The organism is Ruegeria sp. SATB027, from assembly GCF_059613825.1.
Genome location: NZ_JBXWTH010000035.1, coordinates 1 through 23,084 on the forward strand (window position 1 = coordinate 1; position 23,084 = coordinate 23,084).

The 23,084-nt window shown below is 55.7% G+C and carries 21 protein-coding genes, 1 tRNA gene and 1 pseudogene; 11 read left to right on the forward strand and 12 right to left on the reverse strand.

Annotated elements, in window-relative coordinates; all coding sequences use genetic code 11:
• The first annotated feature begins 318 nt into the window (after positions 1 to 318).
• From AC2FPW_RS09170 to AC2FPW_RS09195, 6 genes and pseudogenes are all read left to right on the forward strand, one after another.
• Positions 319 to 966 (forward strand): TetR/AcrR family transcriptional regulator, encoded by a 648-nt coding sequence (locus AC2FPW_RS09170; RefSeq protein WP_496813415.1) that lies wholly within the window; start codon positions 319 to 321, stop codon positions 964 to 966.
• Between the two features lie 188 nt (positions 967 to 1,154).
• Entirely contained in the window at positions 1,155 to 2,405 is a 1,251-nt protein-coding gene (locus tag AC2FPW_RS09175; RefSeq protein ID WP_496813416.1) for an ABC transporter substrate-binding protein, read from the forward strand.
• Positions 2,406 to 2,483: 78 nt separating this feature from the next.
• A complete protein-coding gene (locus tag AC2FPW_RS09180; protein WP_496813417.1) occupies positions 2,484 to 3,401 on the forward strand; it encodes a carbohydrate ABC transporter permease in 918 nt (305 codons plus the stop codon).
• Positions 3,401 to 4,282: a carbohydrate ABC transporter permease gene (locus AC2FPW_RS09185; RefSeq protein WP_480832463.1), complete on the forward strand. Its 882-nt coding sequence runs from the start codon at positions 3,401 to 3,403 to the stop codon at positions 4,280 to 4,282. Before AC2FPW_RS09180 ends, AC2FPW_RS09185 begins: the two co-directional genes overlap by 1 nt.
• A 3-nt stretch (positions 4,283 to 4,285) precedes the next feature.
• The gene (locus AC2FPW_RS09190; RefSeq protein ID WP_496813419.1) at positions 4,286 to 5,401 is read left to right on the forward strand and encodes an ABC transporter ATP-binding protein; all 1,116 of its coding nucleotides are present in this window, start codon (positions 4,286 to 4,288) and stop codon (positions 5,399 to 5,401) included.
• An 8-nt stretch (positions 5,402 to 5,409) separates the two neighbouring features.
• Positions 5,410 to 5,658: pseudogene (locus AC2FPW_RS09195) on the forward strand (IS5/IS1182 family transposase); the annotation flags it as partial.
• A 309-nt stretch (positions 5,659 to 5,967) separates the two neighbouring features.
• Here AC2FPW_RS09195 and AC2FPW_RS09200 read toward each other — a convergent pair.
• From AC2FPW_RS09200 to AC2FPW_RS09230, 7 genes are all read right to left on the reverse strand, one after another.
• Entirely contained in the window at positions 5,968 to 7,389 is a 1,422-nt protein-coding gene (locus AC2FPW_RS09200) for an AMP-binding protein (RefSeq protein ID WP_496813420.1), read from the reverse strand.
• Entirely contained in the window at positions 7,382 to 8,038 is a 657-nt protein-coding gene (locus AC2FPW_RS09205) for a hypothetical protein (protein ID WP_496813421.1), read from the reverse strand. Before AC2FPW_RS09205 ends, AC2FPW_RS09200 begins: the two co-directional genes overlap by 8 nt.
• Before the next feature lie 185 nt (positions 8,039 to 8,223).
• Entirely contained in the window at positions 8,224 to 9,555 is a 1,332-nt protein-coding gene (locus AC2FPW_RS09210; protein WP_480832455.1) for a hypothetical protein, read from the reverse strand.
• On the reverse strand, positions 9,552 to 10,652 hold the full coding sequence (locus AC2FPW_RS09215) for a BtaA family protein (protein ID WP_496813423.1): 1,101 nt from the start codon (positions 10,650 to 10,652) through the stop codon (positions 9,552 to 9,554). The genes AC2FPW_RS09210 and AC2FPW_RS09215 overlap by 4 nt, the downstream gene beginning before the upstream one ends.
• Positions 10,642 to 13,101 (reverse strand): PEP/pyruvate-binding domain-containing protein, encoded by a 2,460-nt coding sequence (locus AC2FPW_RS09220; protein ID WP_496813425.1) that lies wholly within the window; start codon positions 13,099 to 13,101, stop codon positions 10,642 to 10,644. Before AC2FPW_RS09220 ends, AC2FPW_RS09215 begins: the two co-directional genes overlap by 11 nt.
• Positions 13,098 to 14,009: a UbiA family prenyltransferase gene (locus AC2FPW_RS09225; RefSeq protein WP_496813426.1), complete on the reverse strand. Its 912-nt coding sequence runs from the start codon at positions 14,007 to 14,009 to the stop codon at positions 13,098 to 13,100. Before AC2FPW_RS09225 ends, AC2FPW_RS09220 begins: the two co-directional genes overlap by 4 nt.
• Positions 14,006 to 15,271, reverse strand: coding sequence for a hydroxymethylglutaryl-CoA reductase (locus AC2FPW_RS09230; RefSeq protein ID WP_496813428.1), 1,266 nt, complete (start codon positions 15,269 to 15,271; stop codon positions 14,006 to 14,008). Before AC2FPW_RS09230 ends, AC2FPW_RS09225 begins: the two co-directional genes overlap by 4 nt.
• 593 nt (positions 15,272 to 15,864) lie before the next feature.
• On the opposite strand from AC2FPW_RS09230, the gene AC2FPW_RS09235 reads away from it, so the two are divergent.
• On the forward strand, positions 15,865 to 16,227 hold the full coding sequence (locus tag AC2FPW_RS09235) for a tyrosine-type recombinase/integrase (RefSeq protein ID WP_496813429.1): 363 nt from the start codon (positions 15,865 to 15,867) through the stop codon (positions 16,225 to 16,227).
• Between the two features lie 47 nt (positions 16,228 to 16,274).
• Here the strand turns inward: AC2FPW_RS09235 and AC2FPW_RS09240 are convergent.
• The 4 genes from AC2FPW_RS09240 to AC2FPW_RS09255 all read right to left on the reverse strand — a co-directional run bounded on the left by AC2FPW_RS09240 (position 16,275) and on the right by AC2FPW_RS09255 (position 19,997).
• Positions 16,275 to 16,351: transfer RNA gene (locus AC2FPW_RS09240), tRNA-Arg, on the reverse strand.
• A 64-nt stretch (positions 16,352 to 16,415) separates the two neighbouring features.
• A complete protein-coding gene (locus AC2FPW_RS09245; protein ID WP_496813430.1) occupies positions 16,416 to 17,798 on the reverse strand; it encodes an ATP-binding protein in 1,383 nt (460 codons plus the stop codon).
• Between the two features lie 18 nt (positions 17,799 to 17,816).
• The gene (locus AC2FPW_RS09250) at positions 17,817 to 19,235 is read right to left on the reverse strand and encodes a dihydrolipoyl dehydrogenase family protein (protein ID WP_496813431.1); all 1,419 of its coding nucleotides are present in this window, start codon (positions 19,233 to 19,235) and stop codon (positions 17,817 to 17,819) included.
• Between the two features lie 3 nt (positions 19,236 to 19,238).
• The gene (locus AC2FPW_RS09255) at positions 19,239 to 19,997 is read right to left on the reverse strand and encodes a TVP38/TMEM64 family protein (protein WP_496813432.1); all 759 of its coding nucleotides are present in this window, start codon (positions 19,995 to 19,997) and stop codon (positions 19,239 to 19,241) included.
• A gap of 269 nt (positions 19,998 to 20,266) precedes the next feature.
• Here AC2FPW_RS09255 and rpmH point away from each other — a divergent pair, with 269 nt between their 5' ends.
• The 3 genes from rpmH to yidD are packed head-to-tail and all read left to right on the forward strand — an operon-like array spanning position 20,267 to position 21,083.
• On the forward strand, positions 20,267 to 20,401 hold the full coding sequence (gene rpmH, locus AC2FPW_RS09260) for a 50S ribosomal protein L34 (RefSeq protein ID WP_005980833.1): 135 nt from the start codon (positions 20,267 to 20,269) through the stop codon (positions 20,399 to 20,401).
• Between the two features lie 26 nt (positions 20,402 to 20,427).
• Positions 20,428 to 20,853, forward strand: a complete 426-nt coding sequence (gene rnpA / locus AC2FPW_RS09265) for a ribonuclease P protein component (protein WP_496813433.1) — start codon at positions 20,428 to 20,430, stop codon at positions 20,851 to 20,853.
• Positions 20,850 to 21,083: a membrane protein insertion efficiency factor YidD gene (gene yidD, locus AC2FPW_RS09270; protein WP_209505895.1), complete on the forward strand. Its 234-nt coding sequence runs from the start codon at positions 20,850 to 20,852 to the stop codon at positions 21,081 to 21,083. Before rnpA ends, yidD begins: the two co-directional genes overlap by 4 nt.
• Here the strand turns inward: yidD and AC2FPW_RS09275 are convergent.
• Positions 21,080 to 22,015 carry an alpha/beta fold hydrolase gene (locus AC2FPW_RS09275; RefSeq protein ID WP_496813434.1) on the reverse strand — a complete coding sequence of 312 codons (936 nt, stop codon included), beginning with the start codon at positions 22,013 to 22,015 and terminating at the stop codon, positions 21,080 to 21,082. The two genes, yidD and AC2FPW_RS09275, sit on opposite strands and share 4 nt — an antisense overlap.
• Before the next feature lie 114 nt (positions 22,016 to 22,129).
• On the opposite strand from AC2FPW_RS09275, the gene ttcA reads away from it, so the two are divergent.
• A complete protein-coding gene (ttcA, locus tag AC2FPW_RS09280) occupies positions 22,130 to 23,023 on the forward strand; it encodes a tRNA 2-thiocytidine(32) synthetase TtcA (protein WP_496813436.1) in 894 nt (297 codons plus the stop codon).
• Positions 23,024 to 23,084: the final 61 nt, after the last annotated feature.

Here is a 23,084-nt window from a genome sequence, read left to right on the forward strand (position 1 = left end):
TCACAGAGCCCGTAGGATAAGTCCGTCCGGGGAAAGGGGAACTGCGCTCAAAATCCGATTTGTGCAACAGAGCCCATAGGACCACAGGTATTCCCCACGTCGGCCCCTCCCCGACACATATCTCGCATAACGGCAATTTGCACCGCTAACGCACTAACCAGTTACTTCTTTACGAAACGCTATGTCAAGCGTTAAGAATGAGGTAGAAACGAAGGTGGGCGGCACGCAGTAGCGTGCAATTGAAATCGGAAGGTCAGGCAAAAGGACCGCGTTGGCCATTTTCACCGTGCAAAAAGCCCGGAAGAAAGGAAGTTCGAATTGGTCGAAAAAACAAAAAACAAAAAGAAAAGAGATGCTGAGGCGACAAAGGCACGGATACTTCACGCCGCGAAGAAAGAGTTTGCCAAACATGGCTTGGGCGGCGCGCGCGTGGATGAAATTGCCGAGCGCGCGGATGCGAACAAGCGGATGCTCTATCACTATTTCGGAAGCAAAGAAGATCTGTTCCGAACGGTTCTGGAAGCGGCCTATCTCGACATCCGAACCGCGGAACGCAAGCTGAACCTTGAAAGCCTGTCACCGTCTGATGCCCTGGAATCCCTAGTGAGATTCACCTGGAAATACTACCTCAAGAACCCAGAATTCATTACACTCGTCAATAGTGAGAACCTGCACCGCGCGCGCCACATAAAGTCGCTTTCGAGTCTTCCGGAAACAACCAAAGGTCTCGTGGAGATGGTGGAAGACATTTTGAAGAGAGGCGAAGAAAGTGGCGAGTTTCGTTCGGGTATAGACGCTACGCAGCTGAACATCACAATTGCCGCCATCGGGTATTACTACCTGACCAACAGGTTTACCGGCTCATTTCTGTTTCAACGGGACATGATGGACGAGCAAGCCTTGAACGAGCGCTTGGACTTCAACGTCGACAGCATTCTGCGGATCGTTCGAAATGAGCAGCCTTAGTTGTAGTGAAACGAATGCATCGAGTAATGCTGACACTTGGATGATCTGAGAAAGCCTTTCCTGCGTGGCCGCGACGTTACTTCGCGCCCATGCGAGGTGCCGAATAAGTTTTCTTGACTTGGTGAACACTTCCGTCACTATAATGAAAGTAACCGAACAGTTACAAAAATACAATCAGGGAGGACATCATGAACAAGATTGCCAAGATACTGCACTTTACGACGGCAGTTGCTGCCCTATCCGTGACAGCTGCTCAGGCCGAAGATGTGGAAGTTCTGCACTGGTGGACATCAGGCGGCGAAGCTGCGGCGCTGAACGTGCTCAAACAGGATCTGGAAAGCCAGGGCATCGGTTGGCAGGATATGCCCGTTGCCGGTGGCGGTGGAACCGAGGCCATGACTGTATTGCGTGCCCGCGTCACTGCAGGTGATCCGCCCACGGCAGTTCAGGCGCTGGGTTTTGACATACTGGACTGGGGAAATCAGGGGGCACTTGCCAATCTGAATGAACTTGCCGCCCAGGAAGGATGGGATGAAGTTGTTCCCGAAGCGCTGCAATTCTTTGCCAAAGTCGATGGCAAGTGGATTTCAGCACCTGTCAATGTGCATTCAACAAACTGGGTCTGGGCCAACAAGCCCGTGCTTGATGCCAATGGTATCGCCGTACCCGAATCCTGGGAAGATTTCGTAGCGGCAGTTGAAACTCTGAAGGCAGCAGGTATTACGCCAATCGCGCATGGCGGTCAGGCCTGGCAGGACGCAACAGTGTTCGATGCGGTAGCCATGTCAACGGGTGGGCCAGATTTCTACAAAGCCGCCTTCATTGATCTCGATGAAGAGGCTCTGGGTTCGGAGACCATGAAAGAGGCATTCGACCGGATGGCGTTCATTCGCGAAAACGTCGATGACAACTTCTCGGGCCGCGATTGGAACCTGGCGACGGCGATGGTCATCAATGGCGAAGCCGGCTTTCAGATGATGGGCGACTGGGCGAAGGGCGAGTTCCTGAATGCAGGCAAGGTTCCGGGCAAGGATTTCCTGTGCTTCCGCTTCCCCGGCACGCAGGATCAGGTCACTTTCAATGCAGACCAGTTCATGATGTTTGATCAGGGCGGCACCGTTTCGGCAGAACAGGCGGCTTTGGCCAGCGCCATCCTGTCACCATCCTTCCAGATCGCCTTCAACAAGGTGAAAGGGTCAGTCCCGGCCCGCACCGACGTAGATGGAAGCGAATTGGATGCCTGCGGCCAGCAGGGTATGAAAGACCTTGCAGCAGCGGCATCCTCGGGCAACCTGTTCGGCTCGATGGCGCATGGTCATGCTGCTCCGGCTTCGGTAAAGAATGCGGTTTATGATGTGGTCACCGCGCATTTCAACGGCGAGTATGACAGTGAAACCGCTGTTCAGGAACTGGTCGACGCGGTTTCCATCGCAAAGTGATCCATTTGCGTGGGGCGATTCCCAGTGATCGCCCCGCACGACTTTTAACTCACGTAACCCGTCCTCAGGAGAGTTGCCATGGCCACGGTTGCTGAGGCAGATTTCAAGACCCGTCTGCAAAACTGGATTCCCAAGCTCGTCCTGTCACCATCTCTGGCGATGGTCCTGATATTTGTCTACGGGTTCATTCTGTTCACGATCTACGTATCGTTTACCGACAGCCGCATCTTGCCGTTCGTCGACAAGAACGGGCAGCGGACATTCGACCTGATCGGGCTGTCGAACTACAAAAAACTGTTCAAGCTTTCCCACTGGGAGATCGCATTGACTAACATGGCCGTCTTTGCCGGTCTGTATATCGTAGTCTGCACAATTATTGGCCTGACACTGGCCATTTTGCTGGACCAGAAGATCCGCGGCGAGGGATTTTTGCGCCCGCTCTATCTCTACCCAATGGCGCTGAGTTTCATTGTAACCGGCACCGCCTGGAAATGGTTTTTGGATCCGGGCATCGGACTGGAAAACATCGTGCAGTCTTGGGGATGGCAGAGCTTCGAGTTCGACTGGATCAAAAACCGGGACTTCGCAATCTATACGGTCGTTCTGGCGGCCGTCTGGCAAACCTCCGGGTTTGTCATGGCAATGTTTCTGGCCGGTTTGCGCGGCATCGACAACGAAATCCTCAAGGCTGCTCAGATGGACGGCGCATCGAACTGGAACCTGTATCGCCGTATCATTATCCCGCAACTGCGACCTGCATTCCTGTCGGCCTTCGTGATCCTTGCGCATCTGGCAATCAAAACCTTCGATCTTGTCATCGCGATGACCGGAGGTGGCCCCGGCAGGGCAACGGAATTGCCTGCGACTTTCATGTATTCCTACACGTTCAGCCGAAATCAGATGGGTATCGGTGCATCCTCAGCCGTCATTATGCTGATGACGATTGCCGCAATCATGATCCCTTATCTCTATGCTGAGCTGAAGGAGAAGAAGTGATGGCCGTCGCAAGCTCTGACACCGCTGTCCGAACAGGCCGATACACTCGCACGCTGATCTACGTCGTGCTGATCCTGTTCGTGTTGTTCTACATGCTTCCGCTTTATGTCATGCTGGTGAATTCAGTGAAACCACTGTCCGAAATCACCGGCGGAGGGATGATGTCCCTTCCAAACGCCTTCACGCTGGAACCCTGGGTAAAGGCGTGGTCCACTGCGCAGGTCGGGGTTGAGCCGACAGGTCTCAGACCCTATTTCTGGAACTCAATTTCGATGGTCGTCCCGGCCGTTGCAATTTCAACGGTACTAGGGGCGCTGAATGGATACATCCTGACCAAATGGAGGTTCCGTGGCGACACGATCCTGTTTGGGTTGATGCTGTTTTCCTGCTTCATCCCGTTCCAGATCGTCCTGATCCCCATGGCTGCGATCCTCGGCGTTCTTGGCCTGTCCGGCAAGACCGCCGGACTGGTTCTGGTTCATGTGGTTTATGGCGTCGGTTTTTCGACCCTGTACTTCCGGAACTACTACGCGGCGTTCCCGACCGAATTGGTTCGGGCCGCTCAAATTGATGGTGCAGGGTTCTTTCAGATCTTCTGGCGCATCCTTCTGCCATCCTCGGGCCCGATTATCGTGGTTTGCGTGATCTGGCAGTTCACCAACATCTGGAACGACTTCCTGTTTGGTGCCTCCTTCGCCTCGGGCGATGGCGCCCCGATGACAGTCGCCCTGAACAACCTTGTGCAAAGCTCGACCGGCGTGAAGGAATACAACGTCCATTTTGCCGGCGCGATCCTAGCCGCAATGCCAACCCTGCTCGTCTACATCGTTGCCGGACGCTATTTCGTGCGCGGCTTGATGGCGGGCTCTGTTAAGGGGTAACCGATGGGTTTTCTCGATATCGACAACGTCACCAAGTCCTACGGCTCTGTCGAGGTTCTGCATAAAGTAAATATCGCAGTGGAAGAAGGCGAGTTTCTGGTGCTTGTTGGGCCCTCTGGTTGCGGAAAATCCACACTGTTGAACATGATTGCGGGCCTAGAGGACATCACGTCGGGCGAAATCCGGATCAAGGATGCCCGCATGAACGGGGTACACCCGTCCAATCGCAATATCGCGATGGTATTCCAGTCCTACGCCCTCTATCCGAACATGACTGTCGGCCAGAACATTACCTTTGGTCTGGAAATGCATGGTGTTCCCAAGCCCGAACGTGAAAAGGCGATGGCGGATGTCGCCAAGTTGCTGCAGATCGAACAACTGCTTGACCGAAAACCGGGCCAGTTGTCGGGCGGTCAGCGTCAGCGGGTTGCCATGGGTCGGGCGCTAGTGCGCAACCCCGACGTTTTTCTGTTCGACGAGCCCTTGTCAAATCTCGACGCCAAGCTGCGGGTCGATATGCGCACCGAAATCAAGAAGCTGCACCAGAACCTTGGTACTACCATAGTCTACGTGACCCATGACCAGATCGAGGCAATGACTCTTTCGACCCGGATTGCCGTGATGAATGGCGGATATGTACAGCAACTGGGCACACCGAAAGAGATTTACGATACTCCGGCAAACCTGTTCGTCGCTACATTCATGGGCTCACCGTCAATGAACCTGATCAAGGCATCCGTACGGGTCGAAGGGGCCTCGGTCTATGCAGTTACATTTGATGATCGCGGCGACGAAGTGCGACTCGCCCTTTGCGCGCCTTCGGACGCGATAAAGACATACGAAGGTAAAGATGTGATATTGGGCATCCGCCCCGAAGCGCTTACCGATGTGGAAGGCGCTGATCACCGGTCAACGCACATTGTGTCGATCCGAAACACGGTGACTGTGACAGAACCCGCAGGCTCGGACACATTTGTGGCCACAACGATCGGAGGCGCCGAATGCGTCGCCCGCATGCGCGCGGATGCAGAGGTTACGCCCGGCCAACAGGCCGAGTTTGCTTTCAATATGGAAAAGGCCGTCGTGTTCGACCCGGTATCCGAAAACAGAATCCCGTAGATGCTCATGACACCAAGCTAAATGCCATTTGTGATAGCAAAGATCGCCCGCTCAACCGGTTCGTTACCGGCGGGCAAATCAGCGATTACATCCGTGCTCGGTCTCTGCTCAGCAGCATACCGAATGTGGGCTGATTGTTCGGCGATCATGGCCATGGTTCCGACTGGCTCCGAGACGCCTTAAAAGACAAGGAGATACACGCCTGCATCCCCCACAGAAAGCAGCGCGAGACACCGGTCAAGTACGACAATCGCAGATCATCGGCATAGACGCCGCGATTGACTTGACGTTCATTGTCTGCCGGACATTCATGGGTTGCGGCTCTCGAACAGTGATGAGGGCCACGCGCGGCTTGTTAGTCTGGCAAATTCGATGCACGCGTTTGTTTGTTTCAAGGCGGCTAGAGGATACCTGGCCGTCTTAGAAAACTAACGAAGAGATACGAGGTGTGTCCGCGGGTTACGAAATTTCGAAGCCGCTGGGCTTTCCCGCCGTTCAGCGACCAGACACAAAACTATGCTCGACCGTTATCTTCCGTCGGAATACTTAAGAATAAATAGTGTAGACTAGAAGCCCAACAAATGGATGAGTTTTTCCCGGTCAACTTTGGATCTGTGACGTTTGTCCATTGGCATTTTTCGCACATGGACCACTTTGGAAACACCAAATTCCTGGGCCAAATTTTCCCAGTTTGATAGCTGATACGCGTCACCTTCAATGCATAAAGCGGGACTGCCGTTGAAGTTCATGAGCGCGCTGTTCGTCACGCTCGGCCATTGCCGGGCAGCTATTTCGATTGCAAAAGGAAAGATGCGGCCAGACGAAGTTGTCACCTCGCTCCCCAGTCTACCTAACAGCCACAAACGACCCAGGTCATCCAACTGACCAGCATCGCCGGTTCGATGCCAGATCGTGGCGCCATCTTTGATTTTGTTCTCTTTGGAGTGTGCTGGATCTAGATAGCCATCATTTACATGATCACCCGCCACCTGAACTTCGTCCTCCCAAATTCGAAGTTTGATTTGCGAAACCGGATGCCCGACAAGAAGTCCCTTACCCGCTGCCATTTCGCGTTGGTCGCTTTCGGAGATGTCACGCGCGTCAAGATGCGCAATCGGTTCAGCTTCGGTTGACCCATAGACGCAGACCACGTCCAGACCGGTATTGGTGAGAAGCCTTTCAATCAGGTCAGGGAACACCGGGCCGCCACCGGTGAAAACTGTATGCAGTCGGTCCGTTTCGCTACACTGAGCAAGCTTTTCGCACAAAGACGGGGGGATCAGAAGCCGCGTAACTTGCTGAATTGATATCCAGCCCGCCAACTGCTTGGGCGATAGTCGATCCAGATTTCTCATCTTCCAGTTCGGTAGAACGGTCGTGCGCCCAGCCGCAAGGTTTATCAGGGTGAACACCGGGAACGCTACCAGATCCCGCTCTGCTTCATTACTGTCAAGAAGCGGTGCGATGGCATCATGTTGTGCCATCAAAAACGCATGGCTGCGGGGGATGGCCTTGGGCCGACCTGTTGTTCCGGACGTAAAGGAAATGAGCGCCATGTCACTGTCCTTGACAGCCGCTTTCCTCAGGTCGCCCTTGGCATTGCCTGGTAGCAAAAGCCGCAGCTTCCAAAGTTCGGGCACAACAAACCTGAGCAGCGCAAAGAAACCTGATGCGCAAATGGCCTTGGGTCGGGTCGTTCTCGCTGCGTGACGCAACCCCGCTAGCCCCATCGCTGGTTCAGGCAATACCACCGTTGCACCCAACGACCACAAGGCCGCAAGACTTGCGTAGAGATCAGCATTGACTGGCATCGCCAACAGAACGCGATCGCCATGGTCAATTCCCTTTCGGCTCCACTTTCTGGCAAATTGCTGCGCACGATTCTGAAGCTCACCAAAGGTGACCTCGCGACCGTTGCTTTCGACGATGGCCGTTCGGTTTGGATATCGATCGACGGCAACGGCAAAATGGTCCAACAGATTAACCATCCAGGCGCAACCCCAACAGGCTGTACCGCCGGAAAACCTCAGCCCCTTCGACAACACTGCGGTCGGCGGATTGATTGTCATCATGGATCAACGCATGGATGGCTGTTTTAAAACCGAGATTTAGGGCTGACCTATGGAAATGACTGGCCAAATGACGGCCTGCGCCGCGCTCAAGGCTCGCATAGGTCTTCAGGATGGCCCCAGCTGGATTTGGGCCTTCTGCATAGTTGGGGATCCCAAACAGAAAACCCGCCAACGAGCCGTCCGGACGACGAGCAAAAAAGATAAGTTCGCGCTTCAACATCGGAATGACGGGCAAGTACATTGCAAGAAAATCATTCTCAGATATGGGTTTATAGAAGGCGTTTTTGGAAAAAGCCTCAACTGACAGTTGGTACACTTGCCGGAACAATCCTTCAGGGTTGGTTCCGTCCCAGGGTTCGACATCAAACGAGTCGGCTGCCGCAAGAGGCGACCTGGACGTTTGTGCCAACGACACGCGCGCCGAGAAATACCTGCTGATGGTCGTAAATCCTGCCGCCCGAAACACATCGGGCTCATGTGGCTTGTTCGTCGGCTCCATTAAAAAAGGCGCTGAACCGTCGCTATCGGATACGAACCGATAGCTATGCCATGTGTCGCCAGACATTGGCCCAATGATCCGATCAATCCCGGCCCGCCGGACACACGCAACGGCCGTTTTCAAAGCCTCCAAACCGGCCTCTGGGGTCTGGCAAGAAAAGTCGCCGATTGTTGCAGCGGGAACATCGTCCCAATCGGGGCCTTGCAGATAAACAGACAGTTTGGCGCCATCGGTCTGAATGGTTTCTTTCGTCATGATACAACTCCTGAGACCATCCCACCGCCAACGGCCCCTGCTATGGACCAGATGTAATAGGCAAGCGGTGGAAACAGTGCCAACAGCGTGAGCCTGAAAACACGATTCTTTTGGAGCAAATGTGGAAGCAACAGGGGCACAATCGCCATTGTTGCGAGTGATACAAGTGCGAGTGCAGTCAGGGGCTCGGCCCAATTCGATTGGTCAGAGTTCAGGGAAACCACCCAGGACCGGATGAAGAACAGGAGGGCGGCAGCAAACGGTATCGCTATTGGCGTGGTGCGCAACGCCACTGCAATAAGCCCCATGGCCAACCCCATCGCACTCAGCCCAAAAAAGGATATCGCATCCCATCCCGCAGCATTCCCCGCCGCGAGCCAACCGAAGCCCAACAGGCCCAGGGCGGCAACAATATCCAGATCGGGGTACTTACTGTCACACGGAGAGGCGGTGCGCGCCCAGCCGTGTGCCGCCAGAACCATGATCGGCAGTACTGTATTCTGGAGTTTCGCAGCTGCCAGTAACAGAAAGACCGCAACAACATAAACGCGGGTCGTATGTTTGGTCAGGCCCAGCTTGGTTCCCACCACGCCGAAACTGGCAAGGGAGGCAAGAAACAAAACGGCCAACAACGACAATTCTGCCAAAGAGCTATGATAGTGACTTTTCAGAAAAATCAGCAAACCAAGCGGCAGGAACAGGTTGTCAAACCCTCGCCAGCTTTGCGCCTCGACCAATGTGCCAAAGGCCGCAACCATAAGGCACAGCATCATGATGTTCGAGGGTGGTAGTTTCGACAAGAACAGGAAACAGATGATCGCAACCAATAGCGTTACGACAAAAAACACCACTGACCCTTCTAGGCTCTTGTCGCCGTCTTCAACCACGTAGCGTTTGGTTCCATATGTCGTGCCGGCAAGCGCAGCAGCAGCATCCGCCAGCGTCAAAACGGCGATCGGAAGCACGTAATACAGAGTGTTTGCCCCTGCCAGCAGAAAGCAAAACCCAACGGATAACGCCAACAGGAAATCACCGTATGAGGTGCGTTCGACGCTGTGCAGCGCTGCTCCCAGACCTTTTGAGAAACGCGGCAAACGCAAGATCAACATGACAATCATCGTTACCGCGATCAGCATGTACACCGGCCAGCGATCCGGGAAAATCCAAGGCAGAACCAGGGTGAAAAGCCCGGTTCCAACATGCATCAGTTTACGTTGCACTTCTGCGTTCAAGCCGACCTTTTGCGCCAACCGACGGACAACTGCCATTAATCCCAACAGGGCGAGAACAGACGTCAAGGCCAGCAGGATCTGTACCAGAACACTCACACAAGCACCTCTTCCACGACAAAGTCCGAGTAGAAAAAGGCCATGTCTCGCGCCTTCAGTCGATCCTCGATCGCGTGATGTGTTTCTATTTTTTCCTTGTGTACGACCGGCACGCGGCGGGGTGCCATCATGTTCCAATACACAAGGCGGGCCTTGGGCGCGGAAGCGGACAGGATAGACCCGTAAACCTGTTCAAACACTTCGGGCGACATATATTCGAAGATATCCGACAGGTTGAAACCATTGGCTTTTTCACCGGTCGAAACGAAGGCCTCCAACGACCCCGGACGGATATCCAGGCGGTCCAGGCGGGCGCGGATCGTATCAAAATGCTCGGGCCTCCAGGCCATTGGGAGTGCATCGCTATGCGTGCCCTTCAGAATCCAGTGCAAATATGGATTTCGCGATGGGTCGGTTTCAACACCTGCGTGGCGAATTCGACGAGCTACATGCTGAGCGGGGCTGCCCTCGACGTGATCAAAGAATGCCTTGTCGCGACCCATACGCCCCATCACAAAGCGCGAGAAAAACACATTCAGCAACAGCCGCCATCTAAAGGTATCAAAGCGTGTGTCAAAGAAAACTTCGCGCGCTTCGGGTGTTCGGGGCGTAAAGACGTCATCAATCGTGCGTCGGGAATGAACAATCGGCAAAAGCCGGGTGCGGAAGATGCGGAAATACCGCTCAAACTTGCCGACCCCGCCGATCCCGAAACGTTCGACGTCGGGGACCAAGCTGGTCCAGAAGGCGCGTGTTTCAGGGTCGGTTTCCCGCAGGGCCTGCGACAGCAACTCCTTGCGTCTGTTGCTTGGTCGCGATCCGGTCAGTTCCAGAAACTCGGGATGTGTCAGCGACCGGAAAGCACCGATCCTTAGCTTCAGGCAGGCAATCTGTGCCGGTGACAGATCAACTACCACAACTTTCGACGGGTCCAGCGTCAGCATGGCCAATGCATTATCCCCGGCCGAACATATGGAAACCAGCGTGCCCCCTGCGCAATCCCCCAGCGCCTCGGTTAGAACGTCTGCGTCTTCCCATAGCTGCGCGTACCGGATGTGACCGAAATCTGCTTTGCCTTCGATTTCACTATGCCCCATCGCACCGTTCCACATTGCCACTTGCTCCGTCGACCGACAGGGTTTCACCATCCTTGATCCATTGCGTAGCACCCTTCAGACCCACTACACAGGGGATGCCCAACTCGCGCGCCACGATGGCAGAATGCGACAATAGTGATCCCCGCTCCACCACAATGGCCGATGCATTCGAGAACACCGCAATCCAGCCCGGATCAGTGTGGCGCGCCACAAGGATATCGCCAGGTTGCAGCGCCTCGGTCCGCGGATCACGGATCACACGGGCCTTTGCGATTACCTGCCCGGCTGAACAGCCGGTGCCGGTTTTCACACGCTCCGGATTGCTGTCCACCTCTTCAGTATCCGCCCATATCGGAGCAATAGCGGGTCCTCGGATTTCTATACGTTCGGGCGGGTCCGCGCGTTGGGATGCAGCAGCATCTTCGCGTTGGCGTTGCGCTACTATAGTTTTCAGATCAGGCGAAAGACTGAACCCTTCGACGGCGCCCAGGACTTCATATGTTGTCAGATGAAAGACGTCGCGGGGATTTGAAAGCAGCCCTCTTGCCGCAAACTCTCGCCCGATGCCCAGAAAAACACGCCGGGCGTGACCGAATATCCGGGTGCGTTCAAAGCGCAGATTCTCTCGATCGCGTACCCGGGCCTTGGCCCACCCTACGATCCATTTTGAGATGTGGCGTTTCAACGGATTGGCTGGAAACAGGGACTTCCAGTCCGGCTCTGTGCCGATGTGCCGCTTACCCTCGGGGCGGGCGGCACTTGCTGCGATGGCCATCAGTAGACTGGTGGGATCATCGCGCAGTGGAATACTCTCCAGCTTCAGCTCCTCAGTACACCTGTCCCCGAATTTACTCAGATAAGACTGAACCTCGGCCCTGATTTGAGGATAAGATGCAAGGGTTTCCAACCGGCATTCCGCGCTCAGCTGATCAGTAATCTCAGCCTCGCGGACCAAGTGAGCCATGTGATTAATACGCTGCGCCGGTTCGGCTGAGACGATATCACCCTGGCCAATCATGACATCGTTATGCAGCTTCAGCCCGTCCTCACCCAACCATTTGTGCAGCAGGTTGCGCGATGCGCCAAAGGCGATCATGCACAGGAAATCATTTACAAGCGGCGCGTCCCAGCGATCCAGCAGGGTACTTTCGATATGACGATACTCGGCGGCCAGTTCGGTCGCATTCGCAGCTTCTATGTCCAGATCACGATCCAGAATTTCGTTCAGCCTGGCATAGAAGTTGCGCCGGGTGCGCGGCAAACGCACGGCCTGCCAGATCAGGCTGCCCGCAACCGCAGCCAGTTTGGCATACTCCAATACCTTGCACGCGCCTTTAGCAGGAGCAGGCCCAATCCCATCTGTAATCTCACGCGGCATGGGTTCTGACACACCCATCATTGTTTCCATGTAGTCGCGGTTCAGCGAGAACCCCGGAAGCAGCGCCAGCGCACGGTACCAGTTGACCAGATTGTAATAGACACGCCCATCAATGCGCCCAAGGAAATTGTCGAAGATGGCCGAGTTCCGCGCGACGGCTCTATCCGAAACGCCCAGAAGCCGCACGAAGGCGCGATAGACCCGAGAGTAGACATGCACGGCAAAGGAATAAGTCAGCGGACTGACCATGCCCGGATAGCTTTCGACAATGTTCGAGTTGTCAAAGATGGTAAGCGCATTATCCGGTATCGCCACTGGACGCAGCTCGGTCGTAATCGGCCGTGCCTGAAGAATGTGCAACCCATCAGCATCGAATGCCCATTCGATGTCTTGCGGGCCCCCAAAAGCCTCTTCCGCTTTGCGCGCCAGCATTGCGACCTGAAGCGCCTGGTCCCGTGTCAAAACCTGGGGCGTGTCTTGCGCGCATTCAGGCTGTCTGGCTTGTTCGATGGTCCAGTCCTCGCCATCAACCTCACCTGCGACCAGGGCATCGCCCAGGCCTTTGACGGCAGACACGACTACAGTGTTTCGTCGCCCGGTTACCGGATCGGCCGAGAAAGCGACACCGGCGGTCGTCGCATCAATCATGCGCTGTACGATGATTGCAGGGGCTTCTGCCTCGCCCCCGGATTTGACCGAGCGATAGGTGGCGACAGAATCCGTAAATCCCGATTGCCAAACCCGTTTCGCCGCCAGCAATATCTTGCTAGCATCGACATTCAAGACCGTATCGAACTGCCCTGCATGACTGTGCTCCGCACCATCTTCGGCCCGACCGGAACTGCGCACCGCATATGGCCCCGGACCCAATGCATCCAATGCAACGCCAAGTGCATCACTCAGCCCGCGCACCGCGACTGGTCCAGTCTTGCCTGGTCGGAAAGCGGTATCGCTGATGACAAAAAACGCAGGCGGATTGAATCCGTGGCAGACAAGGCTCGATAACGCAGCGGCTTTACCTCCGACCACGGTCGGGTCAGTTGCATCGGATTGATTGACGATAAAGGTCATCTGAAGCCTCCGACCAGAAACGGTAAAAAGCCCGCTGTGGCGTAACAGAAGAACACCCAAAGTCCCGCGACTGTGTCCATCTTGCCTTGTGCCTTGGGTGTTGGCGCTTTTACGTAACTGCCTGCCGCAAGGCCACAAAACACAAACGCAGCGGCCCCGAGCACGACGGTTAACCAACCAACGCCGGTCGCAAACCCAGTACCCACCAACAACAGAAACGACAGCGCAACACTGCACAGCCAAACGATGGCGGCACAGCGATATCCCCAAAGGTCCGAATAGGTGTCTACCCCGTCAATTTCGTTTTCAGGCGACCATAGCTTGCGTCCGATTTCAAGAACGCAACCGTTCACGAAAGACAAGGCCAGAAACAACCATAGCTTCGATGCGGCACCACCGGCTGGAAGCCATTCTATACTGGTGAGCAGCAAATCGATCAGGGGCATAATCGCCATGTGGCTGAACAGATAGAGGACCGGCCGCGCCTTTAACCAGACTGGCGCCCCGAATTCGGCTGTCATTGCCGTCAGCCAAAGCCAAACTATAAAAAGGCACCACAGAACCGGGGGGTGCCACAACCATGCAGCGGCGACAGTCACCGGCAATGTCAGCAAGCCAAGTACCAGCACCTCAGCCTGTGACACTAACCCTCTTGGAATGGGGCGCTCGGGCCGGTAACGACGGTCGGCCTCGGCATCCTTGAATTCGTCGCAAACGCGCATCTGAAAAAACAGCATCATCGCCAGGATGAAGCCGACGGCGAAGGCGGGCCATTCGGGCAAGGGGCGATCGGCAAGCCGAGCCGAGACACAGATGCTTGCCGCAGAAAATACCAGCAAGAGCGGAACGGTCTTCTTTAACGGAAAGCGTTCGGACTGATAGATCCACAATCGAGCCAGCAAAGTCATCGTTGGCGGGCCAGACTCTCATGGGCGCGCGTGAAATGCCCGGCAGCGATTGCAGCAACAATCGATATCTCTCCGCACAGACAGATAGCTGCAGCTACTTCGGCCAGCGCCTTGCCATGACCCGAGCCCTTCAGTCCCAGAATGTTCAGCGCCGCAGTCTGGCTGGGCAATCCGGTGCCCCCACCCACGGAACCGACAAGGATATTTGGGAGCGTCACCGAGCAGAAAAGATCATCCCCTCTGGGCTCCATCCGCGTCACTCCCATCGCGCTTTCAGCGACACAGGCCGCGTCTTGCCCGGTCGCGATGTAAAAGGCCGCAAGCCCATTGGCATAGTGAGCCTGAGCCCCAAACTGACCCGATATATGTGATCCAAGATTGGCGACCCGGCCGTAGGCCAACATGGCATCTACCGTGGTGCCAAGCGTCTTTTCCACGACGTCCGCAGGCAAGGTTACCGACGCGCTTACCTTGCGGCCGCGACCCGTCACCAACCCAAGCGCCGAGGCTTTCTTGTCGCCCGAAAAATTCCCTTCAATATACCAGTTTTCAATTGGCACTGGGCAACCGCTTTCAATTGCACGGCACAGCGCATCTGTTGCAATGGTTACCATGTTCTGACCCGCCGCATCGCCTGTGGTGTAACGGCAAATCAGAAAAACGACATTTGTGTCTATGAAGGGCTCCAACGAGACAAGTTTGCCATGCCGGGTTGTGGCTTCAGCCGCTTTCTGGAGATCATCGACATTGCTGACCACCCAATCCACGAACTGGCCGGCCTGCAAAAGGCTTTCGAACACAAAGGCTGGCGTTCGCAATACACCTTCATACAAGACAGCCGTACTGACCCCACCAGACCGACCAACGGCAAAGGCTCCCCGCGCGTAAGAGGCAACAAGAGCAGCCTCAGTCGTCGCCAGAGGGACAAAAAAATCCCCGTTGGCGTTCATGCCGTTCAAACGCAATGGTCCAACGATGCCAACTGGAACTTTCACAGTTCCAATGAAGTTCTCAATATTGGCGCTATAGGTTTCCGAATCCTCGACTGTTGCAGAATCCGCAATCAGTGCTTGATCTGCGTCGCTTGCAGTAGGCTTTAAATGATCCCAGAACCGCGCAATCGTCTTACTGTCAGCCCTGCGAGAGGGGCGCAAAGACGAAAACCCGTCGTCGCTTGGGGCCAACTGCTTTGGCGTGCGGTCAACATCATATCGCGCATTAATTCGCCGCAGCATCTCCCGGACATGAAATGGAATGATCAAAAGGCAGCTCCGATAAACGCTGTACAAAACGACTGCAGATTTAATTCTGCACTGGCTGCACCCTAACAAGAAAGCAAACGATATCCAGCGAATACATCCTGTTGGAGGTTGTGAGTGACTCTACCCTTTTAAGGCGATCCGCCCTCAAAGCTGGGAAACCGAGGATCAGATGGGGCTTCAAGCGGAACAAGCCTGAAGAGATTCCACGAAGTTATGGCAGGTTGGGATGCCATACGGTCTAGGAATGCAGCATGTTGTTGCCACCTGCCAAACCAACCGAATCGTGCGTTTCCGCAACCATTGGATGTTTCGCCGCATCGTAACAAACTGCAAACACCGCTGGAGGGGCGGAAGGTGAAGCGATCTCTGGTTGAGTGGTCCGTCCGCCCACAGTCTACCGATCAAGTCACCTAACACCACCTGAAGCGGCCTTTACCCGCCACATTGATTTTGTTCGCCTAGTCCGATTTTCAGACCGGCTGCTTTTTCGGCTGTCCATCCGAGCCCCGCCCAAGAACAACTTGCCTGTAGATATGTACATACCTGCGAGACATCTTCTTTAAGCTCCAATTTGGAGAAGGAGGATGTAATCGATGACAGAGGACACGCGAGAGAAGCACCTGAACGAGTGCCTGCGCGCCAGAAGCGACCACCACATGACGTGGCTTGCAACCATTCATGGGTCAAGTCGATCAGAGAAAGCCGCCAGCAATTGGTTCAGCGAAGCCTGCCGGAAAGCCGGTCTTAAAGTTGAGAACCGGAGAACGGCCCACGGGTTGCGTGACACATGCTGCGCCAGACTTGCCGAGAGCGGCGCAACCTCTCATCAGCTGATGACGTGGTCAGGCCATGAATCGCTTGATGAGGCTGAACGCTACACCAAGGAAGCAGACAAGAAACGCATATTGTCGGTGGACGACTCGGGAACGAAAATTGTTCAGGTCGCAAATACCTGAAAAAAATGGCATACAAGTCATTGATTTTGTGGTAGGTTTTTACCAAGTGGCGGACCGAGGAGGATTCGAACCCCCGACCCCTTGATTCGTAGTCAAGTACTCTATCCAGCTGAGCTATCGGTCCGCGTTGGTGAGGCGCTGTTTAGACCTGTGGTCAAAGACGTGCAAGCCGATTCTTCAAAAAAAAATCAAAAAGTCATGTCTCCACGCGGAAGCCTGATTTCAAAGATCGTTCCTTCGGGTCCGGTCTCTTTCAGTGTCAGGTTACCGCCATGCCCGCGCACCAGTTCCTGAGAGATTGCAAGGCCCAGGCCAGAGCCTCCTTTGCGGACCCCACCCTGAAACGGTGTGAACAGGTTTTCACGTGCTTTTGGCGGAAGACCCGGCCCGGTGTCGCGAATTTCAAGACACCAGGCATCCTGATATTCACACCCGACGATGGTGATGTGACCCGGCTTACCCGAGGCTTCCAACGCCTGTCTTGCGTTACGCACGAGGTTCATGATGATACGAAACAACTGCTCGGGGTCGGCGCGGGCGATCAGATCTTCCGGCACTTCGTTCACGATCTCGACGCAGCCCCCTGCGACTGCCAGCTGTTCGCTGGTGGCGACATCAGCCGCAATTGTCCGCAGGGGCACCATCGTCAAGGTGGGCGCAGGTTCTTCTGCACGGCCGAATGCCAATGTGCTTTCACACAGCGATACAGCACGTGTGATCGAATTCACCAACTTCGGAGCCATTCGCCGGACCAGCGGGTCATCACTGGATTCGATCCTGTCCGTGAACAGCTGCGCCGATGTCAGAATGTTGCGCAGGTCATGGCTGACCTTTGCAACCGCCCCACCCAGTTGCGCCAACCGCTCGCGCTGTTTGAGAGCCTGCGTCAGTTCCGTTTGCAGCATCTTCAGCGCTTCTTCCGCCTCGCGCAATTCTGTCACTCTGGAATTCGGAGAGATGATGCCGCGCGCATCCTCGGGCGCGCTGGCATAGCGCTGCATATATCCAACCACGCTTTTGATGGGCCGGACAAGAACCACGCGCACCGCAAGGAACAGTAAGGACGCCGTGATGATCGAGATGACAAAGGACAGCCCCAGAATGCGCAGGCCGTAATCAACCATCGCCATACGCAGGGGGGCGCTGTCGATGGTGACCTCGATCAGCAGCCCCGCGCCCTTGACCGGCTCGCCAATGATACGGATGACTTCATTTTCAGGTATAAATATCCGGCTCACCGCATCCCGGATCAAAATCCATGGACCGGCATCCCGTAGATCAAATGTTTTGGTGATTGCCTCTGGAATCGGAGACGACAGCATAAGTTGGCGGACTTCATCCCGACGCAATACCACGTTGTAGACACCGGCATTCGCCAGCAATTCCGCCTCAAGATCTTCGGCCAGCATATCATCTGCCAACAAAGCCAGCGATGCGATCTGAGCGCGTTCCAGACGGTTCAGCAGGAAATCCTCGCGGAACCGGGCAATCGACGGGACAAAGATCAGGATTTCGGCCAACATAACGAAGACCGTCGTCAGGATCAGAAATCGGCCCGACAGCGAGTTCAATTTACGCTCCTTTACAGGTCAGGGAATCCAACGCTGAACAAACCTGACCACACGTTTAACTGTCTGATTCTCAAACAGCCTTGGAGAGAAATAAGCGCCAGCAACGCGTTTGTTAAGCTCTCCGATTGTCGGATAGGGTGAAACCATAGCAGCTATCTGCCCCATCTTCAGATTATTGGCCAAAGCCAACGACCACATGTTTATCAACTCGCCCGCCTGATGGCCCACAATCGTGGCGCCGACGGGCCTGCCCTTCACCACCATGACCTTTACGAACCCTTTGGTTTTGCGCTCGGCCAAAGCGCGGTCATTGTGGTGATAATCAAAGCGCGCAACCTCCAGCCTGTCGCCATGCCGGTCGCGGGTCTGAGCTTCGGTCAGACCTACCTGTGCCAGTTCAGGATCGGTGAACGTTGCCCACGGGATATGCGCCGTTTTCGCCCTGGAGGGCAGGCCGAACAAGGCGGATCGAATGATGATACCCGCATGATACCCGGCAACGTGGGTGAATTGCAGCCCCCCCACGACATCGCCGATCGCATAGACCCGGCGGTTTGACGTCCGCAAGCTGTCATCCGTCTTGATTCCGGTTCTGGTGCGGTCAATTCCCGCCGCAGTCAGGTTCAGACGCTCGATATTGGCTTTGCGCCCTGCGGCGATCAAAAGGTGAGAGCCCCGGTGAATATCGCCGTTCTCGGTCACGACCTCCACAGCGCCATCCTTTCCGCGAATCTGGGCCACCACGGCGTTTTCGTGGATCACGACACCTTCACTGCGCAAAGCCTCCAGCACAATGGACGCGGCCTCGGGGTCGTCTTTGCCCAACGCCTTCTGCCCTTCAACGACTGTTACTTTACTGCCCAAACGGACATGAGCCTGCGCCATTTCCATACCCACCGGACCACCGCCAATGATCAGCAGGTGTTCCGGACGCTCGCGCAGGTCGAAGATGGTTTCGTTTGTTTGATAAGGTACAGTGTCCAGACCAGGGATTGGCGGAACCATTGGCGACGACCCGGTCGCAATCACGATCCGGCGCGCGGTGATGACATGATCTCCGGCCTGCACTTTGGTCGGGGAGATAAAGCTGCCATATTCGCGGATCACTTGGACACCCAAACCTTCGAAGCGCTCCTGGCTGTCCATCGGTTCGATCTGGGCAATCACATCCCGCACATGATCCTTCGCCGCCGCATAGTCGATCTGAGGGTTTACATCGGCCACGCCAAACGCGGCGGAATGCGCCTGACCAAAGGCCGCTTTGCCGCTTGCGATCAGCGCTTTCGACGGGACGCAGCCGAAGTTCAGGCAGTCGCCACCCATCTTGTGCCCTTCCAGAAGGATCACCTTCGCACCCATCTGGCTGGCACCGGCCGCAACCGATAACCCACCGGACCCGGCCCCAATGACCAGGATATCTGTCTTGAGGTGTTGCATGGGTCAGGCGTCCTTTCCGCCACGCAGGGACTTGATGACAATCGGCAAAGCAGCCAGCACACACAAGCCGACAATGGGGCCAATGACGAAGGGTTCCCACAACAAAGAAACGTCCGGTGTTTCGCCACGGTCGAACACACCGCCCAGCCCAACGCCGATCCAAGTATAAACGATACCCCCCGGAATTATGCCCAACGCCGTCGTGATCAGAAAATTGCGAAATTTGACGCCCACCAGCGCAGGCACCAGATTGGCCACAAAGAACGGCACAACCGGGACAAGCCGCAGCAGGAACAGCACCGAGATTTCGTTCTCGCGCAACCTGTCTTTCAGCTTCCCAATCGTCCCCTTTGAGGCATCCAGCCGGGCCGTCAAAGCATTGCCCAACCCCCAGCGGGCGGCCAAAAAGATGGCCGATGCGCCAATAGTGGCCGAAAATACATTGAACACCGTTCCGGCAAACAGTCCAAACAGGAACCCGCCGGTCACCGAGGCGACAGCAGCCCCGGGCAGCGAAAACGCGACGATTACGATATAGACGGCAATGAACCCGGCCACCATGGCCCAAAAGTTTGCGTCCCGCCACGCCAGCAACGCTTCGCGGTTGTCGCGCAGGGTTTCGAAAGTCAGGTAATCACCCAGCGTGAAAAACCCCACCGCGGCGACACCGAGAATCACCAGCAAGGGGATATGACGCGCCAACCCGTTTCGTGGAGCGTGGCTTGTTTCGGACATCTGGCCTTCCGGTTCTTCTTGCTTCATCTTACGCCCAACATGCGCTGCTTGCGCTTTTGGCAACAGTGGGTTCACGGGGCCTTGATCTATGTGGCCGCGAACGTGACAGTTTCAGACGATAATCGACCGATTTGAAATCTTTTCTGCATCCGGTTTACAGAATTGTTGCAAAAGCCGCGAAAACCGGACTGTTGGGGTTTGACTTACACTTCGCTTGGCAGTAGAGGACGGGCTTCGAACACTAGGGCCAGGCGAATCCGCGCCGCACCCGACCGCTATAGATTGGAGACGGAGCGATGAAACGCACCTATCAGCCTTCGAACCTGGTTCGCAAACGCCGCCACGGTTTCCGCGCGCGCATGGCCACCAAAGCCGGCCGCAAGATCCTGAACGCACGCCGCGCCCGCGGCCGCAAATCGCTGAGCGCATAAAACCGCCCACCGATCAGGGTATGAACATGACGCCGCCGGAGGCCCCTGAGGATGGTAAGAACCACCCCGGGAATACGCCCCCGGCGGCTTCTGTTTGTCTACCCACATCCCTGACGATCCTGAAAAAACGAACCGATTTCCTGAAAGCCGCCCGCGCGCGCAGGCAGGGAACGTCTTCGATGATGGTGCAGGCCCGCAGACGCGCTCCGGATGAAGCGGTGGGGCTGCGCGTTGGCTTTACCTGCTCAAAGAAAGTCGGCAATGCCGTGGCCCGCAATCGTGCCAAGCGCCGCCTGAGAGAAGTCGCACGGGCCGTCTTGCCTGTGTATGGTCTTGAAGGTTGGGACTATGTGCTGATCGGGCGGGCTGATGTAACCGCCGATCTTCCTTATGACGTCCTGCAGAGCGACTTGCGGTATGCGCTTCGCAAAGTGCATGCGGATCGCAAATGACCTTTCTGTCCCATATCGTCGCCCTGCCCGTTCGCGCGTACCGACTGATTTTCAGCCCCTGGGTTGGTTTCAACTGCCGCTATCAGCCCACATGCTCGGCCTATGCACTGGAAGCATTGGAAAAACATGGCGCGATCCGGGGATCGTGGCTGGCTGCGCACCGGATTTGCCGGTGCCACCCCTGGGGCGGTGACGGTTACGATCCGGTGCCCGACAATACCGACCCTTAAGTCAACGCCAGGTTGCCGCGGTCGGTGAAGCTGCGGGTCGGAATGACCTCTCGGTCCAGTTTCCCCATCAACGTATGGTGCAAGTCTTCGAAAAACCGAGGCGAATCAAAATACCAATTGTGTGTCGCCGAAGGCCCATCCCCGTATTCATCGCGGGTATTCTTGAAATGGGACCCGCAATACAGATTGACCGCTTTCTCAGGCCGGTCGTTTGGCATTCCGACACGGCCCAGTCGGCGCGATACTCCGACACGCTTGACCTCTGAAATCGACAAAACCTCGTCAAAGGGGCTGTAATAGCATGTCAGCCTGGTACAACGTCGCATCAGAGAGGAGGTCTTGGAACTGCCGTCGCGGAACGATTTCGCGGATACATCCGCCGCGACAAACGCGATCTGGCTGGTCATCCAGCTGTGTTGCGCGGTTTCATGGTCGTCATCGGCATAATCCATGGCTTCGCGCACCAAGAACGTGCCCATGGAATGCGCCAGAACATGGACGTTATACCGGCAATCCGCGGTCTGCATCCGGGACAGCCGCGTGATCCCGTGACTGAACAATTTTTCTGCCGCACGCCGCGCGTCAGCCCGGTCAACGTTATAGCCCAGAACCGATCCATCGCTTGGCCAGTCATAGCTGATGACCACACCGTTAAAACCATGCGCCTCAAGACCGGTGCGTATTTTGCGGTGACGTTCCAGCATCTGATATTGCTCGATATTGAACCCGTGCACGAAGACGACAATATGCCCATTCTCGGTAGCCGTCGCCCCGGCTTCGGCCTGAATCCGGCTTATCCATTGAGACTGCGGTATTTCATGCTGCCGTGCCGGTTGCCCGACATTTCCCGGAATAGCGAGATATCGCGCGGCACCCATCTTGTTTGAATAGTGATCGCCGCTGCGGGCGCGGACCGAAAAGAAATAGTCCATAATATACCTCCTGAAAAATACGCGCAGGGTAACACGGGTGCAACTACGCTCCAAACGCGGTTGATCCTGCTTCTACGCCTTGCCCGGGCCTTCGGTTCGCTGTAACCACGGCGCATGTTTGATGATGCAGACGATATCCACCCGCTGTTTGCCGGCGCGCCCTCGACAACCGAGTTCAAGAAGCTGCGTAAACGTATTGTGCGCCAGACCCGTGAAGCGATCGAGCAATACGGGATGGTGGATCCGTCCGCCCACGACAAGGATGGCAAGCCGCCCCGCTGGCTGGTCTGTCTTTCGGGTGGCAAGGACAGCTATACATTGCTGGCCGTTCTCTACGAGCTCAAATGGCGGGGCCTGTTGCCTGTCGATCTGCTGGCCTGCAATCTGGATCAGGGCCAGCCGGGCTTTCCGGCTACGGTCCTGCCCGAGTTTCTGGGTCGAATGGACGTACCGCATCGGATCGAATATCAGGACACATATTCCGTTGTGATGGACAAGGTTCCGCAGGGCCGGACCTATTGCGCCCTGTGCTCCCGTTTGCGCCGTGGCAACCTCTATCGCATCGCGCGCGAGGAGGGATGCTCGGCGGTCGTCCTGGGGCATCACCGCGACGATATCCTTGAGACGTTTTTCATGAACCTGTTCCACGGCGGCCGCCTGGCCACGATGCCGCCGAAACTGGTGAATGAAGAAGGCGATCTTTTTGTATTTCGCCCGCTCGCCCATGTCGCCGAAGCCGATTGCGAGAAATTTGCAAAGGCGATGCAATACCCGATCATTCCCTGTGACCTGTGCGGCAGTCAGGATGGGTTGCAGCGCCAGCAGGTCAAACAGATTCTCGATCAATGGGAAAAGAACAGCCCGGGTCGGCGACAGGTTATGTTCCGAGCGTTAACAAATGCGCGGCCATCGCACCTTCTGGATGGAAAGCTATTTGATTTCATTAACCTTTCGCTAAATTCCAACGAAAATTCCGGGAATATGGAAGAGATTCCGCTTCTGCGTTAACGACTGACTCAGACTGGTTTCATAGGCTTTGCCTTGTGCAGATCATGCCCAAGGCCAGAAA